Annotated in this window: 23 protein-coding genes and 2 pseudogenes; 13 read left to right on the forward strand and 12 right to left on the reverse strand. The window is 63.3% G+C overall.

The features are described 5' to 3' along the window. Window positions 1-117: 117 nt before the first annotated feature. From IVA82_RS24690 to IVA82_RS24730, 8 genes and pseudogenes are all read right to left on the reverse strand, one after another. Window positions 118-972 carry a L,D-transpeptidase gene (locus IVA82_RS24690; RefSeq protein ID WP_247389685.1) on the reverse strand — a complete coding sequence of 285 codons (855 nt, stop codon included), beginning with the start codon at window positions 970-972 and terminating at the stop codon, window positions 118-120. Window positions 973-1,775: 803 nt separating this feature from the next. Then, window positions 1,776-2,564 (reverse strand): helix-turn-helix transcriptional regulator, encoded by a 789-nt coding sequence (locus IVA82_RS24695; protein ID WP_247389654.1) that lies wholly within the window; start codon window positions 2,562-2,564, stop codon window positions 1,776-1,778. A gap of 117 nt (window positions 2,565-2,681) precedes the next feature. Beyond that, entirely contained in the window at window positions 2,682-3,041 is a 360-nt protein-coding gene (locus IVA82_RS24700) for a DUF2200 domain-containing protein (RefSeq protein ID WP_247389655.1), read from the reverse strand. 130 nt (window positions 3,042-3,171) lie between these two features. Further along, window positions 3,172-4,263 (reverse strand): ABC transporter substrate-binding protein, encoded by a 1,092-nt coding sequence (locus IVA82_RS24705; protein WP_247389656.1) that lies wholly within the window; start codon window positions 4,261-4,263, stop codon window positions 3,172-3,174. A gap of 660 nt (window positions 4,264-4,923) precedes the next feature. Continuing rightward, window positions 4,924-5,415 (reverse strand): septal ring lytic transglycosylase RlpA family protein, encoded by a 492-nt coding sequence (locus tag IVA82_RS24715; RefSeq protein WP_247389657.1) that lies wholly within the window; start codon window positions 5,413-5,415, stop codon window positions 4,924-4,926. Window positions 5,416-5,804: 389 nt separating this feature from the next. After that, window positions 5,805-6,070, reverse strand: a pseudogene (locus IVA82_RS49060) (LLM class flavin-dependent oxidoreductase); the annotation flags it as partial. A 105-nt stretch (window positions 6,071-6,175) separates the two neighbouring features. Beyond that, complete coding sequence (locus IVA82_RS24725; protein WP_247389659.1) at window positions 6,176-7,423, reverse strand: acyltransferase family protein; 1,248 nt, start codon at window positions 7,421-7,423, stop codon at window positions 6,176-6,178. An 86-nt stretch (window positions 7,424-7,509) separates the two neighbouring features. Further along, window positions 7,510-8,615, reverse strand: a pseudogene (locus IVA82_RS24730) (helix-turn-helix domain-containing protein). A 228-nt stretch (window positions 8,616-8,843) separates the two neighbouring features. Between IVA82_RS24730 and napE the strand changes: the two are divergent. From napE to IVA82_RS24780, 10 genes are all read left to right on the forward strand, one after another. Further along, the gene (napE, locus tag IVA82_RS24735; protein ID WP_247389660.1) at window positions 8,844-9,026 is read left to right on the forward strand and encodes a periplasmic nitrate reductase, NapE protein; all 183 of its coding nucleotides are present in this window, start codon (window positions 8,844-8,846) and stop codon (window positions 9,024-9,026) included. Between the two features lie 26 nt (window positions 9,027-9,052). Further along, entirely contained in the window at window positions 9,053-9,382 is a 330-nt protein-coding gene (locus IVA82_RS24740; RefSeq protein ID WP_247389661.1) for a chaperone NapD, read from the forward strand. 16 nt (window positions 9,383-9,398) lie between these two features. Next, window positions 9,399-11,912: a nitrate reductase catalytic subunit NapA gene (gene napA, locus IVA82_RS24745; RefSeq protein ID WP_247389662.1), complete on the forward strand. Its 2,514-nt coding sequence runs from the start codon at window positions 9,399-9,401 to the stop codon at window positions 11,910-11,912. Then, window positions 11,909-12,379, forward strand: coding sequence for a nitrate reductase cytochrome c-type subunit (locus IVA82_RS24750; protein ID WP_247389663.1), 471 nt, complete (start codon window positions 11,909-11,911; stop codon window positions 12,377-12,379). The genes napA and IVA82_RS24750 overlap by 4 nt, the downstream gene beginning before the upstream one ends. Then, window positions 12,376-13,029 (forward strand): NapC/NirT family cytochrome c, encoded by a 654-nt coding sequence (locus IVA82_RS24755; RefSeq protein WP_247389664.1) that lies wholly within the window; start codon window positions 12,376-12,378, stop codon window positions 13,027-13,029. The genes IVA82_RS24750 and IVA82_RS24755 overlap by 4 nt, the downstream gene beginning before the upstream one ends. A 304-nt stretch (window positions 13,030-13,333) precedes the next feature. Beyond that, a complete protein-coding gene (locus tag IVA82_RS24760; protein WP_247389665.1) occupies window positions 13,334-14,449 on the forward strand; it encodes an ATP-dependent RecD-like DNA helicase in 1,116 nt (371 codons plus the stop codon). Between the two features lie 181 nt (window positions 14,450-14,630). After that, window positions 14,631-15,335, forward strand: a complete 705-nt coding sequence (msrA, locus tag IVA82_RS24765) for a peptide-methionine (S)-S-oxide reductase MsrA (protein WP_247389666.1) — start codon at window positions 14,631-14,633, stop codon at window positions 15,333-15,335. Window positions 15,336-15,364: 29 nt separating this feature from the next. Next, complete coding sequence (gene msrB / locus IVA82_RS24770) at window positions 15,365-15,784, forward strand: peptide-methionine (R)-S-oxide reductase MsrB (RefSeq protein ID WP_247389667.1); 420 nt, start codon at window positions 15,365-15,367, stop codon at window positions 15,782-15,784. Between the two features lie 109 nt (window positions 15,785-15,893). After that, the gene (locus IVA82_RS24775) at window positions 15,894-16,058 is read left to right on the forward strand and encodes a DUF3309 family protein (RefSeq protein WP_187436214.1); all 165 of its coding nucleotides are present in this window, start codon (window positions 15,894-15,896) and stop codon (window positions 16,056-16,058) included. A 214-nt stretch (window positions 16,059-16,272) separates the two neighbouring features. Continuing rightward, window positions 16,273-16,563, forward strand: coding sequence for a hypothetical protein (locus IVA82_RS24780; protein WP_247389668.1), 291 nt, complete (start codon window positions 16,273-16,275; stop codon window positions 16,561-16,563). 261 nt (window positions 16,564-16,824) lie between these two features. On the opposite strand, the gene IVA82_RS24785 is transcribed toward IVA82_RS24780, so the two are convergent. Together IVA82_RS24785 and IVA82_RS24790 are read right to left on the reverse strand one after the other, a co-directional pair. Continuing rightward, window positions 16,825-17,367 (reverse strand): DUF4112 domain-containing protein, encoded by a 543-nt coding sequence (locus IVA82_RS24785; protein WP_247389669.1) that lies wholly within the window; start codon window positions 17,365-17,367, stop codon window positions 16,825-16,827. A 61-nt stretch (window positions 17,368-17,428) separates the two neighbouring features. Next, complete coding sequence (locus tag IVA82_RS24790; protein ID WP_247389670.1) at window positions 17,429-17,854, reverse strand: DUF5413 family protein; 426 nt, start codon at window positions 17,852-17,854, stop codon at window positions 17,429-17,431. 140 nt (window positions 17,855-17,994) lie between these two features. Here IVA82_RS24790 and IVA82_RS24795 point away from each other — a divergent pair, with 140 nt between their 5' ends. The 3 genes from IVA82_RS24795 (at window position 17,995) to IVA82_RS24805 (ending at window position 19,037) form a co-directional block, all read left to right on the forward strand. Continuing rightward, window positions 17,995-18,240, forward strand: a complete 246-nt coding sequence (locus IVA82_RS24795) for a hypothetical protein (protein WP_247389671.1) — start codon at window positions 17,995-17,997, stop codon at window positions 18,238-18,240. 52 nt (window positions 18,241-18,292) lie between these two features. Further along, a complete protein-coding gene (locus tag IVA82_RS24800; RefSeq protein ID WP_247389672.1) occupies window positions 18,293-18,514 on the forward strand; it encodes a hypothetical protein in 222 nt (73 codons plus the stop codon). A 256-nt stretch (window positions 18,515-18,770) separates the two neighbouring features. Then, a complete protein-coding gene (locus IVA82_RS24805; RefSeq protein WP_247389673.1) occupies window positions 18,771-19,037 on the forward strand; it encodes a hypothetical protein in 267 nt (88 codons plus the stop codon). 72 nt (window positions 19,038-19,109) lie between these two features. On the opposite strand, the gene IVA82_RS24810 is transcribed toward IVA82_RS24805, so the two are convergent. Beyond that, complete coding sequence (locus tag IVA82_RS24810) at window positions 19,110-20,711, reverse strand: hypothetical protein (protein WP_247389674.1); 1,602 nt, start codon at window positions 20,709-20,711, stop codon at window positions 19,110-19,112. A gap of 37 nt (window positions 20,712-20,748) precedes the next feature. Further along, window positions 20,749-22,041 (reverse strand): adenylosuccinate synthase, encoded by a 1,293-nt coding sequence (locus IVA82_RS24815; protein ID WP_247389675.1) that lies wholly within the window; start codon window positions 22,039-22,041, stop codon window positions 20,749-20,751. Window positions 22,042-22,160: the final 119 nt, after the last annotated feature.

Consider the following 22,160-nt stretch of genomic DNA (forward strand, 5'->3'; position numbering starts at 1 on the left):
GCGGCCTCCCCTGGATTCGTGTGCTTCAGGACAGACTAGCGAACTCCGCTGCCGGCGTCTGTCCCTAGCGATAGGGACCGATGGAATTGGGGCGCAGACCGAGGACGGAGGACTGAGTTACTGGGCCTCGGCGATCTTCGGTCCGGATGACGGCATCTGTGCGTTGGCCGCCGAGGGCCGCTTCGACGGCGATGCCGGGTCCGGCAATCGGAAAGCGGCGTCGGTCGGCGCTCCGGGAGAGGGTCGACGGGCAGCGGTTGCCGGAAGCACGATCACCTTCGCTCCGATTTTCACCCGCTCATAAAGGTCCACGACGTCGTCATTGGTCAGCCGGATACAGCCGGACGAGACCCGCTTCCCGATCGTATCGGGATTGTTGGTGCCGTGAATTCGATATTCCGTCTCGCCTAGATACATCGCCCGGGCGCCGAGCGGGTTGCCGGGACCGCCCGCCATGAACCGCGGCAGATAAGGCTGACGCGAGACCATCTCCGCAGGCGGATGCCAATCCGGCCATTCTGCTTTACGGGCCACGGCCTGCTCACCGGACCATGTGAAACCTTCGCGGCCGACACCGATACCGTAGCGCATCGCTTGCCTGTCGTTCAGAACGAAATAAAGGAATGTGTTTCCGGTATCGATGATCACGGTGCCCGGCGTCTGGCGGCTGGCGTAGTCAATCACCTGCCGGACGAATGCTCCGGGACCATCAGCGGCTTTTGGCGGTTCGACCAGAGGCGCCGCGGCCGGAATCGGAACTGGCGCTGATGCATGAACCGGAGTTGCCACATAAACCGGAGTTGACGACGCCTGGGCTTGGGGCGCGGACGGCTTCCGTATCGGTTGCACGCTCGCCGGGCGAGACAGCAAACTGTACCCCACTACGGCGACGGCTACGGCGCCAATTGCAACTCTCGCGACCATTGGCAGTGCGAGCGTCTCTGCCTTTCCACGCTTGGCCGGCTTACTCATATCTTTCCCCAGGTCACCATGCCCAAGAGAGGTACCCAGCAAAATTTAAGAAACTTCGAAGCGATGTTGCTCAGACTGAAACCGTTAGCTGTGGTTAACGCCGAACTGTTGTTCGGGCGGAGCGGAGACGCTCCGCCCTTTCGTCAACGGCGGCGAAATGCGAAGAACTCAACCTGAGCAGATCTCGTCCGCCGTGCCTCACTGAGCGAACCTCAACGAGAGGCGCCGCTACTTCGCTGAAGGGCCAATAGGCGACTGTTGCTGGTAATCAGCACGATTTGAGTTAAGCGATTGAGCGACGTGAATGAGCGCTTCGCCTATAGGTTGTCATCGTGGCGTCCCAGATTGCGTGCTATAAGCAGGACGGAGCGAGGGGGCAATGCATAATGCGCGTAGAATATTTTCCGCTCTTCGGGGCTATTGCTATCCCATGGAGTTTCCCGATCCTTCTGCCGCGACCAAAACTCGGGCTGACACACTGTCATGAGTTGGCCCCTGCCGTATCTGAAGCGCGGCGATGTGATGGGTATTCTATTCGTCGTCGTTCTGCTTTGCCTTATTGCTTTCAGCTTCTATTGGTTTCCGACTTCTAAGCCGAATAACGGCTTCGGTCCGGGTTGGGCTTGCACCCCTGTATCTAATGGCCAACCGATTTGCATCAAAAAGCTAGGTCAGTGAACGCGGATCGCTGACGGTACCAGACATCGAGATTTCCGCAATGGGTCACAACGCGACGGTCCCGGAGCGCGGGCCGTGTGTCCACTTTGGTCTCGGAAGCAGAGATCGCGGGCTTAGAGTACACCTCAGTTAAGGTGGCCAGGTCCCGCGAGCAGGCGCAGCACGATCGCAAACAGTTCGCTCTGCGAGGAGATGCCGAGCCGCTGATAGGCGCGCTTGCGATAGGTCAGCGTCGAATGGAGGCTGATACCGAGCGCGCGGGAGATCGCCTCGGAGCTGAAGCCTGAGAGAATGCGGCGGCAGACCTCCTGTTCACGTGGCGTGAGATCGGCCAGCGGCGCGGACGTGGCGAACAGCGCGGCGAGAGTCTGGTCCGTCGTCGCGATCGAACCTTGCTGGAAGTGGCGTGCCACGCTCGCACTGATCGCCGGTGCGATGGCCCAAAGCCGCGCGCGCTGGGCATCGGTGAAGCGGCCCTGGGCGGCGATGCGATAGAAATTGACGTAGAAGCAGGTGTCGTCGACCCAGATCGCAGTCGCGCATTTGTCGACGATGCCGGAATCGATGAAGAACATCTTGCGGTAGCGCGCGCCGTACATACGCGGCGCGAAGGTGGGCAGCACGATCGGCGCAGCCCCCTCGCCTTCGAACAATGCATCGCGGTTCGGATCGGCTTCGTGGAACTGCCCGGCATAGGCGGCACCGAGATCGCCGCCGATCGGGATGTTGCCGGCATCAAGCAGGCAGTGCGCCGCGCCCGTGCGGCTCAGCGCGAACACCATGCAATGGCCAACCCCGGCTTGGCCGCGCAGCGTGTCGATCAGGACATTGGGGAAATCCGGCCGGCCGATGGCGAGCACCGCGGGCGCGATATCGCAAGCCGCCGGATTTGCGGGCATCCCGCGAGGGCGCATCGTTTTCTCTCCCTGCCGCCTTTTGATGAAAGTTACCAGCAATGTCCATGCGGCGGAAGACGGGTGTCTCGGCACTGCGCAAGGTCGCCGAGCCGAAGGGGCTGGCGGGTGGCTGGGTCAGGACTCACTCTTTCGCAAGATCTTATCCATTGCTTTGCCCTTGGCCAGCTCATCGATCAGCTTGTCCAGATAGCGGATCTCCCGCATCGTTGGTTCTTTGATGTCCTCCACGCGGACGCCACAAACCACGCCTGTGATCAGGGCTCGCGACGGATTGATTTTCGGAGCCTTCGCAAAGAAGGTTTCAAAGTCCGTCCGTTTTTCCAGTTCGGCTTCCAGCTCTTTCTGACAATAGCCTGTCAACCAGGAGATGACCTGATCGACCTCGGCCTTGGTGTGTCCTTTCTTCTCGGCCTTCGCAACGTAAAGCGGATAAACGCTTGCGAAGCTCGTCGTATAGATCCGGTGTTTTGCCATGAGCGCTCCGGGGGATCGCTGGTTACGAACGTGAAGACTCGCGATCATACCACCCCTCCGCCGCTCGTGCAGCGCACGGCTTACATCACGGAACGGGGTCGGCATGGCACCGACCAATAACGCAAATGGATTACTGCGCGGGGCGGTCTGCCCGCTTCAAAATCTCGGGCGGAATGGTGACGCCGATCGCCTGGGCCGTCTGAAGATTGAATATCAATTCTCGTCTTGTGATGACGTCCACCGGCAAGTCCGCCGGTTTCGTTCCCTTGAAAATCCTGTCCGCAAAGACGGCAAATTTCCGCCAGCTATCGGCGACGCTAGTACCGTAGGTTATCAAACCGGCCGCATCCGCGGTGCCGCCTGGAAACATTGCCGGCAGGCGGTTTTTGATCGCGAGTTCGCCAATCTGCTTCCGGGCCGCCAGTGCCACCGGCACTTCCAGGACCAGCAAGGCCTCGGCGCGCTCCGTCGCAATTGCCGCAAAAGCCGCATCCAGATCGGCCGCGCTCTTGATCTTTACTATTTGAGGTTCCAGACCCAGGGCTCGCGCTGCGGCATCGTTGGCGCGATCGATGGGTGCGAACCCGCGCTCATCGGCGCCGGGAATGGTCTGGTCGCTCAGGATCGCGATGCGCTGGATTCCCGGAAACGTCTCTTTCAGAATTTCGAATTGCTTGGTGGCTTGCTGGGGATCGAGACTGGTGATGCCGGTGATATTGCTTCCCGGCCTGTCCATCGACGCAACAAGCTTCAAGGCAACTGGATCGGTCACGATCGAAAAGATCACGGGGATCGTCGACGTGGCTTTCTGGGCCGCAACTGCTGCCGGCCCACCGAGCGCCAGGATCAGGTCCACCTTCGAGTCTGTCAGCTCCAAGGCGAGCCCCGGAAGACGCTCAAGCTTCAATTCGGCAAATCGCGGCTCGATAACAATGTCGCGCCCTTCAACATATCCGACTCCTGCAAAGTCACTCAAAAGGCTCTTCTTTATCGAATTGAATAAAGGCGTATCACCGCCATTTATCAAAATGCCAACCCGCCTGGGACTCTGCTGAGCATTGGACAGGCCGCAGATCAAGCTGAGTGCGAATGCGGCGGCTGATACTCTTCCTATCGACTTCATGGCGTTCCCCCTGTCGACGTCGAGTTTACGTGCAATTACCGAAACGCTCGCCGAATCTGATGGCGCAGCTTGCGGCGCCGTCGAGGCGAGTTCCGCCAAGCTAGCACGGCGGTGAGGATCATGTGTGGGTATTAGCGTAGGATGGGTCGAGCGAAGCGATACCCATCATCGTCTCTCACCATATTCGCGGGTGTTCTCGGAATGGTCGCCCGCCCAATCGAGGGGGTAATTTCCGAGTCTCACATGGCGATGAAATGAGGACAATGCCCAGTCGCGCACCCGTGGTACGAGCCCATGCTTGACGGGATTGATATGAACGTAGTCGACGTGCCGAACGAAATCGCCTTCGTCCCGAATGGTGTGCTCCCAATAACGGCGCTGCCAGATGCCACGTTCGCCCTTTGCGGCTCGGCTTGAGGATATCCGCTCACCGCGCGCGATGCCGCGGGAAAAATGCCGATTTAATCAATCGCTAGCGGGTTGCAAAGTCTGCGTCCCCTTCCGGCAGCGTCCACACCGTGTGAAGATGATCGGGCAGCACAACGACGGCATCAATCGTGAATGGATGACGCTGATGCGTTTCGCGAAACGCCCCGCGTGTCATGCAAATGACGTTAGCGCAAGCGGCAGACGTCTCCAATGGCTCAACGTCAGATTACCCTAAGGCAATCTCTTCCGGTACGCTCCTTTGCTGCCCGGCGCAAACTGGAGCGGCGGGCCACGATGGGACATGCGGCCAGGCTCATACGCCTGCGATGTTCAGCCGACCGGTCCGGGAATCCAATAGTCCCCTAAAAGCGGCTTGACTGTTACCTCCTTAATCACTCCGAGCTGCAGGCTTGGATCGAAATGGCGCATCGTCCGCTCATTGAGGTCAATGATGCGACCAGGCGTCAGGGGCCCGACGTCATTGATCTTGACGATGACCTTCTTGCCGACAGCCTCGACGAGGGCATATTTCGGCCTGGCGCCAAATTGGACCCCACCAAATTTCTGGCGCAAGCTTGTCCTGATGGCAGCCGCCCAGACAGAGGGATCATAGTGCTCACCTGAGGCTGTGTTCGAGCCGCCCTCTCGCCATCCGGGCCGGAACGGATTGTACATGGATGCTGCGCCAACTATCGCATCCCCAGAAGCGGCATTGACGACGGCGCTTGAGTGAATCGCAACGATTTCACTTCGAGCAACGGTAACAGACATGGCAAGCGCAAGCACGGCGCCGCAAATTGCGGCGCTCGATCGGAACAGCATTCTAAGTCCTTGATTGGATTTCTTTCGATCGTTCGGTTCCTGATGCCGCAAGCCTTGCGACGGAACCTGTGGGAACCGGGGAAGTCCCCGCACAATGTTCTAGTTTTCGCCGACTAAGATGGAGATTGCGTCAGCAGCATGACTGAATCGAGCTTCTTCGACAGCGCGTGAGTAGGAGCAGGCGATGTGACCGATATCCGGCAAGAACCAAAGCGCAGTTTCTGCTTCAGCTCCCGAAGTCAACATCTCCCATTCCATGCGTACATGCCCTTCCCCGCCGCCGCTTTCGCCGGCGCGACGGTGATTGCGAGCTTGCCGTAGCTGTCGCTGAACGCCGGGAGTTGGTCTTGCCGCTCATCAGGCTCCTCTTGGAGATCGCTGTGCAACGCGCGCGCCGGATGGTTGGTGGTGAGTTGGAGAATGCCGTGGCCGAGCCGGATGTTTTTCGTGCGCTGGCTGGCGGCGGCGAGGAAGGATTCCGGCGAGGGCGAGTGCGAATATTCCTCGAGGAAATGATGCTCGACGACCAGGCGTGATCGTAACCGAGCTTGTCGGCGAATTCGAGCTGCGAGAGCGCGTTCCGGTAGAGCCTGAGCTCGTCTCCGGCCATCCAGGGCCGTGGCAGTTGCAGCTCGTAGAAAATGCCGAACTCCATGACGCCTCTCCCGCATTATTTTTCTTGCGCTCATCTTGGTGGGTGAGGCGGCGCTGTCTACGGAAGCGCAATTCAATCGCGCGGGAGGACGCTGTGCATCTGGCGCTATGACGCAACGGGGCCTGCGACCTCGGCGGCGGGCACCGCTTCGCGTGGCGCGCGGCGGCCGTTCAGCACCGCGCCGACAACGGTGAAGCGCACCAGCAGGTGATAGCTCGCCAGCATCGGAGGAAGCGCAACCACGAGAATGGTTGCGAAGTTGATCGGCCAGGACCAGTCAAGCTGCGACACCGCGACCTGGAGCGCCATCACGACCGGCATGTGGATCAGATAGAGCCAGTAGGACGCATCGGCGAGATAGCGGCAGGTCGGGCTGAAGCCGGACACGAAGCGGAGCGCGAGGCCGATGACCGCGAAGGTCGAAATCCATATCGCCGATGCATACAGAACCACCGAGACATGCTTGAGTGTGGCGAAGCTGAACGGCAGTTTTGGCGCGGCCGGTGCGGACAACATCACACCTGATAGCACGAAGCTGATCAGGATCAGGACGACCGCAAGCAGGAGGTGCGGGAGCCAGCGTCGCTCGAGGAGGCGCAGCAGATCGACCTTCCGATGCAGGAGCCAACCGACGCCGAATGCGGTGCCGAAACCGATCCAGGCCTGCGCGTTGGTGACGAGCGACTGATCCGGCGTCCTCACGCCCATCGCGTTGACCCATCGTTGGTCGAGGCTGAAAGCGATGCCGATCGGGATCGCCAGAACCAGAGGCGCCAGCGGATTACGCATGATCCCCGCGAAGAGACGATCGAGGACCGCCCGCCAGGTGCCGGACGCATCAAACCAGACGATCGCGCCGCGCAGCAGCAGCATGGCGACATAGAGCTCCAGCAACACATAGAGAAACCAGAGATGGGTCAGGGGAAAATTCGGCAGCACCGGCGGCCAATTGCGCACGCCATGGATCGGCCCGCCATTCGGCAAATAGGCTGCCCAGATCACCATCAGGCTGATCGGCGTGAATATGATCGGCCAGCCGATCACGAGCGGCAGTCCGATCCTCTGCAGCCTGTCCCGGACGAAGTCCTGGGTGCCGCGGCGATGAAAGCTCATGCGGGCGAAGAAGCCGGCCATCAGGAAGAAGGTCGTCATCCGGAAGACGTGGATGGTGAAGGACAGCAGGCCCAGGAGCAGGCTTGGATGGGTGTCCCGGACGAACCAGAACTGCGCCGAGGCGGGCACAAATGACAATGTCGCGTGCAGGACGATGCCAAGCAGCAGGGCGCCACCCCTGAGCGCATCGAGAGCGTGGAGCCGTTGAGAAGGAGCGGCGGCAGCGGTCGAATGGGGCATGGATGGACTCGTTCCGGCTGGACAGGGTTTCTGCCGGACAGTCTGCCCAATCGGGGATTGGCCCTCTCGCCCGATCCAGAAATCGGCTAACCGATTTCTCGGTGCGGTTGGCTGATTTCAGCCATGTCGGGCCGGTTCAAGGCCTCGCGCCGAAATTCGGTCGGGGTTACGCCGGTCTCGGCCTTGAAGGCCCGATTGAAAGGCCCGATCGACTGGAAGCCGGCATCCATGGCGATGGTCAGCACCGGGACCTCCCTTTGCGCCACGTCGGACAGCGCCAGCTTGGCATCGTCGATGCGGTAGTGATTCAGGAACGCATTGAAGTTGCGATAGCCCAGCCCTTCGTTGATCGCCTGGCGCAGCCGACGTTCGGGAACGTCGAGCCGGGCCGCCAACGTCCCGATCGCAAGACCTTCCTGGCGGTAGGTTCGCCCCACGGTCATCAGATGGTCGAGACGCCGCAGCAGGATCGGATCGACGACGACCCGTCCCGTGGGAGCACGAGCGGCACCGCGCGCGTTCGCTGGATGCGATTGCCGCCGTGGCGTCGACGGGCACGGCCGGCTGCGTGGCGAAAGCACCCAGTCCGGCGAGCATGGCCACCACGAACAGGCCAAGCGCGGTCGGGAGACTGCCAGGCGCGCCCGGGACCGCGACGGGAATTGCGGCGAAGCCGGCACCAGCGACGACCGCGATGAGCCCAACATTGATCGCAAGCATCGCCAGCCGCAGCCGGCGACGCCGCGACCAGATCGGCACGCCAGGTCTTGACCGTCTGCACCGCGGCCGCGAGAGCCAGCGCCAGGGCGACCATCGCCAGGACTCGACCGCCGGCCCCGGCCAAAGCAGGCCAGTGCGCCCAGCCCAGCGTGATCGCAAACCCGAAGGCCACGATGCTCAGCCACAGGGCGCCGTGCCATCGCCTGAGTACGAAATCGTCGTCGAACGCCGCGCGCGCCCACACCCAGAAGACGGCGGATTGCGCTGACAGGATCGGCAGCACCCACCACCATGAGGATTTTGGAAAGAACGGCGCGGTCGCGATGGCGTAGAACACGCCGCCAGCAGACATGGCCATGCCCAGCAAAGCCTGCTGGCTGGTCACACGGCGCAGCAGCGCCACGAGAATGATCATCAGGAACACGCCGCTCGCTCCGCCGCGAAGCCCGAGATCGATGGCCGTGAGCCCCATCCCCTTCACAATCTGCATTCCCCCGTTCGATATCCAACTCTCGCATCGCCCCCGCGCGGGCACAATCTAAAATTGTACTTGTACTCCTCGCGGCAACCATCATCGCAAGTCGACCACTTGATCCAAATCAACGCGGTCGGCCGCCAGCTTTCTATGGTGCATCAAGGCAGCGGCCCGGATGCCGTCTCGATTCCAAATCGATTCCCAAACATTTCAGCGAGACCGAATATGTCGGTGCCTGACGACACGCATGGGCGCGTGCGCCGTAAGCGCATGGAGATTTTTGCGTTTCTGTTCCTGACCGCGGTCGTGATGCCCGTCCTCGCGGTCGGAACGGTCGGCTCCTACGGCCTTGCCGTCTGGGTCTACCAGATGGTCGCGGGCCCGCCCGGCCCGCCTCCCTCGCATTGATCTCCGAACAGCGAAGGACAGGCATCATGGCCCAAGGCTTACTCAACAAAGCCACACTCAATCGCCGCGCATTGATCACCGGCCGTGTGCTTAGCGCCGAGCGCATCGTTCCGCCGCCGGGCTGCGAGATCGCCAGCATGATCGTGCAGGCGCGTCCCGAGCGCCTCGCCGAGGTCGAAGCCGAGATCGTCGCGCTTGCCGGCTGCGAAATCCACGGCCGCGATCCACGCGGAAAGCTCGTCGTCGTGACCGAAGCGCCGGACGCCGGCAGCCTCGGCACCCTGCTCAACACCATCCAATCGCTGGGCTACGTCTATTCCGCAGTGCTGGTCTTTCACGCCATCGAAACGGCTTAAGGCCGGGAGAGCCGTCATGACATCGCCAAAACTCGACCGCCGCCAGATCCTGAAGCTCGAGGCCGCCGCGATCGCGGCTGCCGCCGCTGGGCTCCCGGCGCCGGCGCTTGCCGCCAATCTCGTCGCCGAGCGCGGGACATCCGAACTGAAATGGGACAAGGCCGCCTGCCGCTTCTGCGGCACCGGCTGTTCGGTGATGGTCGCGACCAAGGACAATCGCGTGGTCGCAACCCACGGCGACATCAAGGCCGAGGTCAATCGCGGCCTCAACTGCGTCAAGGGCTATTTCCTCTCCAAGATCATGTACGGCCATGACCGCCTGACTCAGCCGATGCTGCGCAAGAGCGGCGGCAAGTACGACAAGAACGGCGAGTTCACGCCGGTGTCGTGGACGGAAGCCTTCGACATCATGGAGGTGAAGTGGAAGGAGGCGATCAAGAAGCGCGGCCCCAACGGCGTCGCCATGTTCGGCTCCGGCCAGTGGACGATCTGGGAAGGCTATGCCGCCTCAAAACTGTTCAAGGCCGGCTTCCGCACCAATAACATCGACCCCAATGCGCGGCACTGCATGGCGTCCGCGGTCGCCGGCATGATGCGCACCTTCGGCATCGACGAGCCGCCCGGTTGCTATGACGACATCGAAGCGGCCGATGCCTTCGTGCTGTGGGGCTCCAACATGGCGGAGATGCATCCCATCCTGTGGTCGCGGCTGACCGACCGCCGGCTCTCCGCACCGCATGTCCGCGTCGCCGTGCTCTCGACCTTCGAGCACCGCTCGTTCGACCTTGCCGACATTGGCATGGTGTTCAAGCCGCAGACCGACCTCTACCTGCTCAACGCCATCGCCAACCACATCATCAAGACCGGCCGCGTCAACAAGGACTTCGTCGCCGCGCACACCGTGTTCAAGCGCGGCCAGACCGACATCGGCTATGGCCTGCGGCCGGACCACCCGCTGCAGAAGAAGGCGACGGGCGCGGCGAAGGCCAACGATTCCACCGACATGAGCTACGACGAGTTCGTCAAGTTCGTCTCGGAGTACACGCTGGAGAAGGCGGCCGAGATGTCCGGCGTGCCGCTGAACCGGCTGGAGGCGCTCGCCGAGCTCTATGCCGATCCGAAGACCAAGGTGGTCTCGTTCTGGACCATGGGCTTCAACCAGCACACCCGCGGCGTCTGGTGCAACAACCTCATCTACAACATCCACCTTTTGACCGGTAAAATCTCCTCGCCTGGCAACAGCCCGTTCTCGCTGACCGGCCAGCCCTCGGCCTGCGGCACCGCGCGCGAGGTCGGCACCTTCTCGCACCGCCTGCCGGCCGACATGGTCGTGACCAACAAGGCGCATCGCGAGCATGCCGAGCACATCTGGAAGCTTCCCGAGGGCACCATCCCCGACAAGCCCGGCGCTCATGCCGTGCTGCAAAGCCGGATGCTGAAGGACGGCCTGATCAACGCCTATTGGGTCCAGGTCAACAACAATTTGCAGGCCGGTGCCAACGCCAGCGAGGAGACCTACCCGGGCTTCCGCAATCCTGACAATTTCATCGTGGTCTCGGATGCCTATCCGTCGGTGACCGCGCTCGCCGCCGATTTGATCCTGCCGACCGCGATGTGGGTGGAGAAGGAAGGCGCCTATGGCAATGCCGAGCGGCGGACGCAGTTCTGGCATCAGCTCGTCGCTGCGCCGGGCGAGGCCAAGTCTGATCTCTGGCAGCTCATGGAATTCTCGAAGCGCTTTGAGATCGAGGAAGTCTGGCCCGAGGAGCTGATCGGCAAGATGCCGCAAGTTCGCGGCAAGACGCTATTCGACGTGCTCTACAGGAACGGCCAGGTCGACAAATTTCCGGTCTCCGACATCGAGCCGGGTTATCTCAACGACGAATCCAGGGCATTCGGCTTCTACGTGCACAAGGGCCTGTTCGAGGAATATGCCACGTTCGGCCGCGGTCATGGCCACGACCTTGCGCCGTTCGACACCTATCACCGCGAGCGCGGACTGCGCTGGCCCGTCGTCAACGGCCAGGAGACGAAGTGGCGTTTCCGCGAGGGCAGCGATCCCTACGTCAAGCAGGGCACTGAAGTGCAGTTCTACGGCCATCCCGACGGCAAGGCGCGCATCTTCGCGCTTCCCTATGAACCGCCGGCGGAATCGCCCGACAACGAATATCCATACTGGCTCTCGACCGGCCGCGTGCTGGAGCACTGGCATTCCGGGACCATGACGCGCCGCGTGCCCGAACTCTACAAGGCGTTTCCCGAAGCCGTCTGCTTCATGCACCCCGACGACGCGCAGGACATGAAGCTACGCCGCGGCGACGAGGTGAAGGTGACGTCGCGCCGCGGCTTCATCCGGGCCCGCGTCGAGACGCGCGGCCGCGACCGGCCGCCGCGCGGGCTGGTGTTCGTGCCCTGGTTCGACGAATCCAAGCTGATCAACAAGGTGACGCTGGACGCCACCGATCCGATCTCGCTTCAGACCGATTTCAAGAAATGCGCCGTGCGCATCGAGCGGGTGGGCCTGTCATGATGAAACGATCCGCAATCGCCCTGCTCGCCTTCGCGATCGCCGCCGGCGCGAGCTCCCTGACCGCGCAGACTGTTACATCGGGCCTGCGCGGCCCGGCCCCGCTCAATGAGGAGGGGCCGGCGCCGCCGATGCTGCCGAATCGCAACACCTCCGAGCGGGAGGTGCGCAACTATCCGGAGCAGCCGCCGGTGATCCCGCACAGCATCGACGGCTACCAGGTCGATCTCAACGGCAACAAGTGCCTGTCCTGCCATGCGCGGGCGCGCATCGCGGAATCGCAGGCGCCGATGGTCTCGATCACGCATTTCATGGATCGCGACGGACAGTTCCTGGGCTCGATCTCGCCGCGGCGCTTCTTCTGCACGGAGTGCCATGTGCCGCAGAACACCGCCACGCCGCCGGTCAGCAACGACTTCACCGACATCGACACGCTGCTCTCGCGCGCAAGCCCCGGTGGCCGCCGATGACGACGACCGCTGACGAGCCCCATGACAAGCTGAAGGCGAAGCGCGGATTCATCGCGCGAGGCTGGGATTTTGCGCGCGAGCTCTGGCTGGTGCTGATCCGGCCGAGCTCGGTGTTCGGGCTCGGCGTGCTGGTGCTGGCGGGCTTTGCAGCCGGCGTGATCTTCTGGGGCGGCTTCAACACCGCGCTGGAATTGACCAACACCGAAAAATTCTGCACCGGCTGCCACGAGATGAAGGATAACGTCTACGCCGAGCTGAAGTCGACCATCCACTTCTCCAACCGTTCCGGCGTGCGCGCCACCTGTCCGGATTGCCACGTGCCGCACAACTGGACCGACAAGATCGCGCGCAAGATGCAGGCCTCCAAGGAGGTCTGGGGCAAGCTGTTCGGCACGATCGACACCCGCGAGAAATTCCTTGATCACCGGCTCGAGCTCGCGGCGCACGAATGGGCGCGCTTCAAGGCCAATGATTCGCTGGAATGCCGCAACTGCCACAGCGCCGATTCCATGGATATCACAAAGCAGTCGCCGCGGGCCTCGGTGGCGCACCAGCGCTTCCTGTTCACGGGCGAGAAGACCTGCATCGACTGCCACAAGGGCATTGCCCACCATCTGCCCGACATGCGCGGCGTTCCCGGCTGGCAATAGGTCAGTCTCGGCCGCTTGCATGCAGGGCTATCGCAAATCATGGCGGGGCCTGAGCGAGCGCCTCGTCCTTCGAGACGACCGCTTTGCGGTCTCCTCAGGATGAGGCTAAGCGGCATCTTTGCCTGTGGAATTGCAGCCGCGCACTCTGTCCTCATCCTGAGGGCCCGCCAAAGGCGGGCGTCTCGAAGGATAGGCCGCAGAGAAAGGGGCTTGAATGCGATTGTGCTGCGCTTGAACCGGCGGGACGAATGGTTAGTTTGGGGCGTGGCGAATCGCTTCGATTTCGCCCTTCCTCAAGACAGACATGCCGACTTTCACCCCGCATCAGGATGCCGCCCTCAAAGCCGTCGGCGACTGGCTCAAGGCCAAACCCGGACGCAACGGTGCACCGCCGGTGTTCCGCCTGTTCGGCTATGCCGGAACCGGCAAGACCACGCTGGCGCGGCACATTGCCGACAGCGTCGACGGCGAGGTGAAGTTCGCAGCCTTCACCGGCAAGGCGGCGCTGGTGATGCGCAACAAGGGTTGCGACGGCGCCTCCACCATCCATTCGCTGATCTATCGCGCCCGCGAATCCGGCGAGGAGCAGCCGAGCTTCGAGCTCTGGGACGACGCGCCGGCCTCCAAGGCCAAGCTGATCGTGATCGACGAGTGCTCGATGGTCGATGCGGAGCTTGGGCGCGATCTGATGTCGTTCGACTGCCCGCTGCTGGTGCTCGGCGACCCCGCACAGCTGCCGCCGATCCAGGGCGGAGGCTTCTTCACCAACACCGAGCCCGACGCGATGCTCACGGAAGTGCATCGCCAGGCCCAGGACGATCCGATCGTGCGGATGTCGATGGACGTCCGCGAAGGCCGCGAGCTCGACATCGGCCGTTACGGCAAGAGCGAGGTGGTGTCGCGCAAGGAGCTCGATCCCGACCGCGTCATGGCCGCCGATCAGGTCCTGGTCGGCCGCAACAACACGCGACGCGCGTACAATATGCGGGTGCGGCAGCGGCAGAACATCGAGGACATCTTCCCGGTCGCCGGCGACAAGCTGGTGTGCCTGCGCAACAACCGCAAGAAGGGCCTGTTCAACGGCGGCCTGTGGCGCGTGAAGTCGCGCAACACCTCGCGCTCGAAATCGCGCATCCTCAGCATGCGGCTGTCGCCGGACGAGGATCTTGGCCACAAGGTGACCAAGGTCTCGGTGCGCGCCGATTGCTTCGAAGGCGGCGTCGAGCAGATCGCCTGGGAGCAGCGCAAACCCTATGACGAGTTCGACTACGGCTACGTGCTGACCGTGCACAAATCGCAGGGCTCGCAGTGGGACGACGTGGTGCTGTTCGACGAGAGCTTTGCGTTTGGGGAGAGCCGGGCGCGGTGGCTGTACACGGGCATCACGCGCGCGGCGAAGCGGCTGAGCATTGTGGTGTAGTCGGCGAGGCGTGGCGACGTCGTAGCCCGGGCTCCCGCGTGTTTCACGGACTCGTGTCCGTGGCGGCGTAACGACCGCCTGCAACTGGCGTATCTCAGGGGAACGAAAAACGCTCGCCGGGCAGGCTGTTCGCCTGGCCGCAACCGCCCTAGACTGTCACATTCCGGAAAGAGGATCCGCCATGCGCCGACCCGCCCTCCTGACCCTGCTCGCTGCCACCACCGCTTTGACGGTGGCCTTTGCCGTGCCGTCACGGGCCGCGGAGGATGCGGTCGTGATCCCTGCCCCCGCCGTGGATGCGGCGCCGGCGAGCGGGATCCAGACTGCCGTGATCGCCGGCGGCTGCTTCTGGGGCGTGCAGGGCGTGTTCCAGCACACCGCAGGCGTCGTCAATGCGGTCTCCGGCTATGCCGGCGGCACCAAGGCGACCGCGGACTACCGCAGCGTCTCGTCCGGCACGACGGGCCACGCGGAATCGGTCGAGATCAAATACGATCCGAAGAAGATCTCCTACGGCAAAATCCTCCAGATCTACTTCTCGGTGGCGCACGATCCGACCCAGCTCAACCGCCAGGGCCCCGACACCGGCACGCAGTATCGCTCGGCGATCTTCACCACCTCCGACGAGCAGAAGAAGGTCGCGGAGGCCTATATCGCCCAGCTCAACGGCGCCAAGGTCTTCAACAAGCCGATCGTGACCAAGGTCGGCGCGCTCGAGGCGTTCTATCCGGCGGAGGCCTATCATCAGGACTATCTGACGCTGCACCCGAGCCAGCCCTATATCGCCTACAACGATATCCCGAAGGTCGAGAACCTGAAAAAGCTGTTCGCGGATAACTACATCGAGAAGCCGACGCTGGTGAGCGCCAGCAAAGCCACCAACTGATCGCAAGGTCACCAACAGACGGGAGACCCATGCCCGACACCAAGACCAAAACCACGGACGAGAAGATCATCAAGAGCGAAGAGCAATGGCGGCAGGACTTGTCGCCGATGCAGTACGCCGTGCTGCGGCAAAAGGCGACCGAGCGTCCCTTCTCGGGCGAATATGAGCACGACCACCGCGCCGGCACCTACGTCTGCGCCGGCTGCGGCAATGTGCTGTTCGAGTCCGACGCCAAGTTCGATTCCGGCTGCGGCTGGCCGAGTTTCACCGCGCCTGCGGTCGAGAGCCATGTCGACGAGGAGCGGGATGTCAGCCACGGCATGATCCGCACCGAGGTGCTCTGCGCCAAGTGCAGCGGCCATCTCGGCCATGTCTTCGCCGACGGCCCCGGGCCGACCGGTCTGCGCTACTGCATCAATTCGGCGGCGCTGAAGCTCGAGCCGAAATAAAACCCTGCCAGCCGCATGGTTCCGTCATGGAACCCGGCGGCGCGATGTGCTTTTCTCTTCTGGCGGTGCGCCCTACCCTCGCAATTCGGCGGCCGCCAGGGAGGATGCCATGACCCTCGGGACCGTCCTGATCATCCTGGTGATCATTTATCTGGTCGGCGGCCTGTCGGGCCGCATCGGCGGCTACGGCTATGGGATGGGCCATTCCGGCATGGGGATCGGCGGCGTCGTGCTCGTGGTGCTGCTCGTCCTGCTGCTGCTTGGCAAGCTGTAAACCATACAAGTCATTGGAATTGCGTTGCTTATTGCAGATGCGGGGCTGCCATGCGCGGATTCATCATCTCTCATCGCAGGGGTCGCAATTTTGTCAAAACAGCCTATATTAGAGAACGAAAATGACATGTGCGGCGGGCCCACTCGATTGTGGCCTCTGCCCTCTCAAACCCCACGCGCTTAAAGCCCCAGAGAAGATCACGAGGTCTTTGACCATGCGTCCACTGCGTCCGTTCAACTTCAACACCTCCGCCGAACTGTTTCCCGCCGCGATCCGCAAGAAGAAGCGCGCGGGCTTCACCTATCGGCGGTTCGGCACCGCGGCCGAAGCCGTCCAGTTCGCGATGGAGCAGTTGCCGACGGATTCGTTGAACGGCGCCTATCTGCAGGTCGAGGAAGCGCGCTTCGACCAGAACGGCATCCGCTCGCTCTACGAGAGCGAAGCTTTCCCGCTGCCCCGTCACCGCAAGCCGGCAGAAGCCAACGCCGACGCCGACGCGGCGTAAGCTTTTCCGCAAGCCTTTCGATGTGCGCTGAAGCGCGATGGCCAAAAATAAGGCCATCGCGCTCTTTGCGTTTTTTAGTTCTCCCTCTCCCGCTTGCGGGAGAGGGCTGGGGTGAGGGTGTTTCCGCGATCAAGAACCCCCAAGAGGCGAAAGCCCTCACCCGCCGCGCGCAAGCGCGCTACCGCGCGCGTCGACCTCTCCCGCAAGCGGGAGAGGTGCACCGAGCCTGATGCTCGATCGATTTAATTAAGATTCCTTGCGCTAAATGCGCGGCTGCTTGTCGAGCCAGCGCCGAAGCAGGCGGACGTTGCGCATGTTGGCGCGGAACATGACGTCGAAGGCATCGCCCGCGAACGGGACCATGCCGACCACACCGTCGACCGCGACATTGCCGAGCATGCGCGCGGTGAGGTACCAGGGCGCACCCAGCGTGCGGGCCTCGCGCACCAGCCACAGCGAGATCGCGGTGGTGATGATATCGCCGACCACCGGGATCAGCCCGATCAGGCCGTCGATGCCGTAGCGGATATTGGTACCGGGCAGGACGAAGGCGACGTCGAGCAGCTTTGCGATAGCCTCGATCCGTGCGATCCGCTGCTCCCGCGTCAGATTGCCGAACGGACTACCTTGCCCGAACTCGACGCGAAATTCGCGAAACCCCTGCTCCAGCGTTTCAGGACGGATCTCGCGGCCTTCCTGGTCGATGATCGGCCCCTGCGCCTCGGCGCTAGAAGAGGTCGCGCGCGAGCGGCCCCCTGAACGGGGTCGGCGCGGAGCAAGAATGTCGTCGTCGGACATGGTCATGGCCTGTAGGGAACGCGCCAGCGCGGCGGAGGTTGCGGCGGCGCGGTCGAAGGTCGCGCCCTCAGGTCGATGCTGCCGCGGGCTGCGGCTCCGGGACGTATTTGTGCACGAGCCAGGATGACGCCACCGCCGGCACGAAACCGACGAGGCCGTACAGGATGAACTGCACCGCGCCCGAGTCCGGGCCGCGCGAACTGTAAGTCAGCGACGCCAGGATGAAGGCGAACACGCCGACCAGCAGCATCCGCAGCACCGGGCCGATCCGCCTGACGTGGACCAGGATGTCGTCGACCGCGCCGATCATCAGCGAAGGCAAGAAGCCGAACAGATAGCTGTATTGCAGGGTCTTGAAAAACACTGCGAACAGCTTGCCGACCTCGCCGAGACTGGTCTGGGTCCAGTAGCCGGACTGATAGGTCGTCGTCAGCAGCAGCAGGAACCCGCCCACGAACGGGCCCAGGAGCGCAAACACGAAATAGCGTTTCATCGAGCATCCTCATCCTTCGCCGTCGTTATAGCAGTGGCGCGGGAACCTTGAATAGCGGGGCGCCCACTCTCCGGAACAAGTGCCAAGGCGACGAGTTCAAACAAGCACCTGAAATTGACCTGTCCGATTTGGAGCGACCGATGTTCCGCAAGCTGTTCCTTCTGACGACGATCACGCTGACGGCCCTGGGCGGCCTGTCGGGCCCGCCTGCTCTCGCGCAAGGTCGTGGTGGTACGCCGCAGGAACAGCAGGCCTGCTCGCGCGATGCCTCGCGGCTATGCCGCAAGGAGCTCGGCAACGACAATGCGGTGCAGAGCTGCCTGCAAGCCCACCGCGGCAAGCTGTCGAGGTCTTGCAGCAAGGTGTTCGAGAGCCACGGCATGTAAGCATCAAGCCCCGGAGATCTGACAAACCCTTGGAGATCTTGAGATGTCAGACATGCTGCGCGACGAACAGCTCACGATCCTGAGGGACATCAGCCAGTCCGTTGCCTTTGCCGACGACCGCCACGGCAAGATCGGCGAGCTGATCGCCGGCGGCTATGTGGTGAAGGACGGCGATCTGTTCGAGCTCACGGCAAAGGGCATCACCGCCGTCGAAGAACACGCCGCCGCACTGGGAGATCCCGACACGGAACAAGCGAGCGCATCGTCGGTCTGACGCAGCGCGCCGCTTCGACGTGACGAAGCTGCAACAATTGCGAATTCCTTTGCGCGTCCCATTGCAGCCTCGTGACAATGGCGCATACTTCGCCCGGGCGGCGCAGCACCTTCGATTCGAACATCACGAGAGATCGAGCAACCACATGCGGGATTGGGTTCCCTGCGTGATGGCTGCGACATGCGGCAAAGCAAGCTGCGTGCGGCGCCCCAAAATCAAGTGGCTCAAGCCCACATAACTTGGGGATGCATTCCGCATGACACGCTATCAGACCATCGCCACGCTCTTCGCCTTCGCCACCAGCGCCGTCGCATTCCAGACCTCGCCGGGCCTCGCCTTCTCATCCGAAGCGCAGCAGATGTGCTCGGGCGATGCGATGCGGCTCTGCTCGAGCGAAATCCCCGATATCTCGCGCATCACCGCCTGCATGGTGCGGAACAAGGCGCATGTCAGCCCCGGCTGCCGCGCCGTGATGAGTCGCGAGCACGCCGCCTCGCGCAAGCGGGAAGCCGCCGCGCAATAGGTCGACATATCTCGACTGGGTCGATGCGAGCTGAGAGCTTGCCTCACCTCTCCGCAAGGAAAGGTGAGTGCCTCAATCGCCCCACTGCGTGAATGCGTCGTTGAACGCGCGTTCGCCGGGGGCACCCTTTTCGATGGCGATGATGGCGCGGCGCTGGTTGGCGTAGACCAGCGGCACATCGAACCACGAGCGCTCCTTCAGGAGCTGGACGTTGCGGGCGCGATCGGCGTCGACATTGGAGAGGCCGACCAGGAAGAAGCCGTCGGTGACCTTGACCGCGAGCCCCGCGAGCGGCGTTCCGCGCGCCTGCTCGTTCGACTTCATCAGGATGCCGGGCACATTGGAGACGCTGCCGCCGGGAAAATCCTGCGGCAGGATGAAGGTCAATTCCGCGGTATGGCTCGCTGGCAGCGACGAGTCGGTATTACGGCGGAACGACATCGTCATCTTGAACTTGCGGTCGGGGATTTCGATGTCGGCGCGCACGGCGACGTCGGCCTTCTGGTTGCCCGAGGCCTTGATCGGCTCGAGCCGCCACACCACCGAGCCGACATATTGCTTGCCCTTCGGATCGGACGGATCTTCGTCATAGAGAACGACCTTCTGCGCCACCGGCGCGACCGGCTGGTCACTGGCCGAGGGCTGGCCGACGCGATCCGGAATCTTGGGCTTGCTCTGCGGCTGCGAGGCATCCTTCGGGGCTTCCACCACCTGGGTCGGCGAGGACTTGAACAGGCCGCTCGCAGTCTGGACCAGCTGTTTGCCCCAGAGAATGCCGGCGCCAACCAGGATCAGCACGATGCCGACGGCGATCGCGCTCTTGAACGGGAAGATCGAGCGGGAACGGGCGCGCTTCTTGACGTCGCGGTCGGGCGCTATGCGCGGGCGCGGCGCCTGCGGCGCATAGCGCTCGGCCTCCTCGATCGACTCGTCATAGGAATAGGGCGAATCCCCCTCGCCGACGCGGTTTTCCAGGCTCGGCTCGAGCCGGTCGAATTCCGGCGAGGGCGAGGGCACGTTGGCATAGGTGCGGCGCGCGGCGCGGCTGGCCTGCGCGGCGGCGCCGCCGAGGTCGTTGGCGTCCGCGGTGATGTCGCGGAAGCCGCGCACGCCGGGGGCCTGTGGCAGCGGCGGTCCGCCATCCGGCGGACGACGGGCGCCAGTGCGTCCGGCTGGCGGCGGCTCGGGCAGCGGCGGTGGAGCGGGCGGACTCGGCTGGCGCGGCGCATCGAAACGCGGGGCCCGCGGTGGACGCTGGGCATCGCGATCGATCTGGTCGTCACTGCCGAAGGACGGGCGGTCCGCACGCGGCGGCGGAGGAGCCGGACGGGCGCGCGGTGGCGCGCCCTGCTGGGCCGCAGCAGGCGGATTGCCCTCGGCGGCACGGGCGCTGGCCCTGCGGAAGGCGTCGCCGCTGCCGCTGCGGGCGCCGCCGCCCGGGCGCGAGGCCTCGCGGGCGCGCTGGGCGGCCTCGGATTCGACCTTGCGAACGGCCTCCTCGAGCGACAGCCGTTCGCGGGTGATCTCGGATTCAGAAAGTGGCGGCTGCACGCTGCGAAGCTGCGCGATCAGCGCCGTGCGCGCCCGTTCATAGAGCGCGCGACGGCTTTCGCCGGGAGCGTTGGGATCCAGGGCGGCAATAGCACGGGCGATCAGCGGATAGTAATCAGCCATTTCAACTCAACTATGCGCACGTCCCGGTAAGATATCGTTAAGCCTCAAACGGATTTTGCACCAGAATAGTATCCTCGCGTTCGGGGCTGGTGGAAAGCAGCGCGACCGGGCATCCCACCAATTCCTCGATCCGGCGGACATATTTGATGGCCTGGGCCGGCAGGTCGGCCCATGACCGCGCATTGGCGGTCGGCTCCTTCCAGCCCTCAATGGTCTCGTAGATCGGCTCGACCCTGCCTTGCGCGCCCTCGCCGGCCGGGAAATGGTCGATCTCCTTGCCGTCGAGCCGGTAGCCGGTGCAGACCTCGATCGAGTCGAAGCCGTCCAGGATGTCGAGCTTGGTCAGCGCCAAACCGTTGATGCCGCCGGTGCGGACCGCCTGGCGGACCAGCACGGCGTCGAACCAGCCACAGCGGCGCGGCCGCCCGGTATTGGTGCCGAACTCGCGGCCGCGCTCGCCGATCTTGCGGCCGATCTCATTGTCCTGCTCAGTCGGAAACGGACCCTGGCCGACGCGGGTCGTATAGGCCTTGCACAGGCCGAGCACATAGCCGACCGCGCCGGGGCCGAGGCCCGAGCCGGTCGCGGCCTGCGCCGCCACCGTGTTGGACGAGGTGACGTAAGGATAGGTGCCGTGGTCGACGTCGAGCAGCGCGCCCTGCGCGCCCTCGAACAGCATGCGCTTGCCTTCGCGCCGCTTGATGTCGAGCAGCCGCCACACCGTCTCGGCATAGGGCAAGAGCTGCGGCGCGAGCGCGGTCAATTCCTTCAGGATGTCCTTGCCGTCGAACTCCGGCAGATTGAGGCCGCGGCGCAGCGCATTGTGATGGGCGAGCAGGCGGTCGATCTTGTGCGGCAGCGTATCGAGATCGGCGAGGTCCATCAGGCGAATGGCGCGGCGGCCGACCTTGTCCTCATAGGCAGGGCCGATGCCGCGGCGGGTGGTGCCGATCGCGGTCGCCGCATTGGAGGACTCCCGCAAGGCGTCGAGCTCGCGGTGCAGCGGCAGGATCAGGGTGACGTTCTCGGCAACCCGCAGATTGTCCGGAGAGATCGCAACGCCCTGCGACCGCAGCTTGGTGACCTCGTCGAGGAAGGCGGCGGGATCGAACACCACGCCATTGCCGATCACCGACAGCTTCTGGTCGCGCAGCACGCCTGAGGGCAGCAATGCGAGCTTGTAGGTCTTGCCGTTGATCACCAGCGTGTGGCCGGCGTTATGACCGCCCTGGAAACGGACGACGATGTCCGCCTGCTCCGACAACCAGTCGACGATCTTGCCCTTTCCCTCGTCGCCCCACTGGGCGCCGACGACGACAACATTGGCCATTCGCGGGTAATCCTTCGAAGATTTTAGATGCGCCCAGCCCAATTCCCGGCCCAAGGCCGTTCGCACGGAAGGCAGGTCCAACCGGATAAAGGAAGCAGCCTCTCTAGGCAAGCAAGAAC

The organism is Bradyrhizobium sp. 142, assembly GCF_023074015.1.
Taxonomy (GTDB): Bacteria; Pseudomonadota; Alphaproteobacteria; order Rhizobiales; family Xanthobacteraceae; genus Bradyrhizobium.

Bases quoted from the DNA above. Each gene is read 5' to 3' on its own strand.
- msrB (WP_247389667.1), top strand. From the start codon at position 15,365: ATGCCCGACACCAAGACCAAAACCACGGACGAGAAGATCATCAAGAGC.
- IVA82_RS24790 (WP_247389670.1), bottom strand. From the start codon at position 17,854: ATGAAACGCTATTTCGTGTTTGCGCTCCTGGGCCCGTTCGTGGGCGGG.
- IVA82_RS24755 (WP_247389664.1), top strand. From the start codon at position 12,376: ATGACGACGACCGCTGACGAGCCCCATGACAAGCTGAAGGCGAAGCGC.
- IVA82_RS24815 (WP_247389675.1), bottom strand. From the start codon at position 22,041: ATGGCCAATGTTGTCGTCGTCGGCGCCCAGTGGGGCGACGAGGGAAAG.
- msrA (WP_247389666.1), top strand. From the start codon at position 14,631: ATGCGCCGACCCGCCCTCCTGACCCTGCTCGCTGCCACCACCGCTTTG.
- IVA82_RS24695 (WP_247389654.1), bottom strand. From the start codon at position 2,564: ATGCGCCCTCGCGGGATGCCCGCAAATCCGGCGGCTTGCGATATCGCG.
- IVA82_RS24780 (WP_247389668.1), top strand. From the start codon at position 16,273: ATGCGTCCACTGCGTCCGTTCAACTTCAACACCTCCGCCGAACTGTTT.
- IVA82_RS24760 (WP_247389665.1), top strand. From the start codon at position 13,334: ATGCCGACTTTCACCCCGCATCAGGATGCCGCCCTCAAAGCCGTCGGC.
- IVA82_RS24700 (WP_247389655.1), bottom strand. From the start codon at position 3,041: ATGGCAAAACACCGGATCTATACGACGAGCTTCGCAAGCGTTTATCCG.
- napE (WP_247389660.1), top strand. From the start codon at position 8,844: ATGTCGGTGCCTGACGACACGCATGGGCGCGTGCGCCGTAAGCGCATG.
- IVA82_RS24750 (WP_247389663.1), top strand. From the start codon at position 11,909: ATGATGAAACGATCCGCAATCGCCCTGCTCGCCTTCGCGATCGCCGCC.
- IVA82_RS24810 (WP_247389674.1), bottom strand. From the start codon at position 20,711: ATGGCTGATTACTATCCGCTGATCGCCCGTGCTATTGCCGCCCTGGAT.
- IVA82_RS24800 (WP_247389672.1), top strand. From the start codon at position 18,293: ATGCTGCGCGACGAACAGCTCACGATCCTGAGGGACATCAGCCAGTCC.
- napA (WP_247389662.1), top strand. From the start codon at position 9,399: ATGACATCGCCAAAACTCGACCGCCGCCAGATCCTGAAGCTCGAGGCC.
- IVA82_RS24795 (WP_247389671.1), top strand. From the start codon at position 17,995: ATGTTCCGCAAGCTGTTCCTTCTGACGACGATCACGCTGACGGCCCTG.
- IVA82_RS24725 (WP_247389659.1), bottom strand. From the start codon at position 7,423: ATGCCCCATTCGACCGCTGCCGCCGCTCCTTCTCAACGGCTCCACGCT.
- IVA82_RS24785 (WP_247389669.1), bottom strand. From the start codon at position 17,367: ATGACCATGTCCGACGACGACATTCTTGCTCCGCGCCGACCCCGTTCA.
- IVA82_RS24740 (WP_247389661.1), top strand. From the start codon at position 9,053: ATGGCCCAAGGCTTACTCAACAAAGCCACACTCAATCGCCGCGCATTG.
- IVA82_RS24715 (WP_247389657.1), bottom strand. From the start codon at position 5,415: ATGCTGTTCCGATCGAGCGCCGCAATTTGCGGCGCCGTGCTTGCGCTT.
- IVA82_RS24775 (WP_187436214.1), top strand. From the start codon at position 15,894: ATGACCCTCGGGACCGTCCTGATCATCCTGGTGATCATTTATCTGGTC.
- IVA82_RS24690 (WP_247389685.1), bottom strand. From the start codon at position 972: ATGAGTAAGCCGGCCAAGCGTGGAAAGGCAGAGACGCTCGCACTGCCA.
- IVA82_RS24805 (WP_247389673.1), top strand. From the start codon at position 18,771: ATGACACGCTATCAGACCATCGCCACGCTCTTCGCCTTCGCCACCAGC.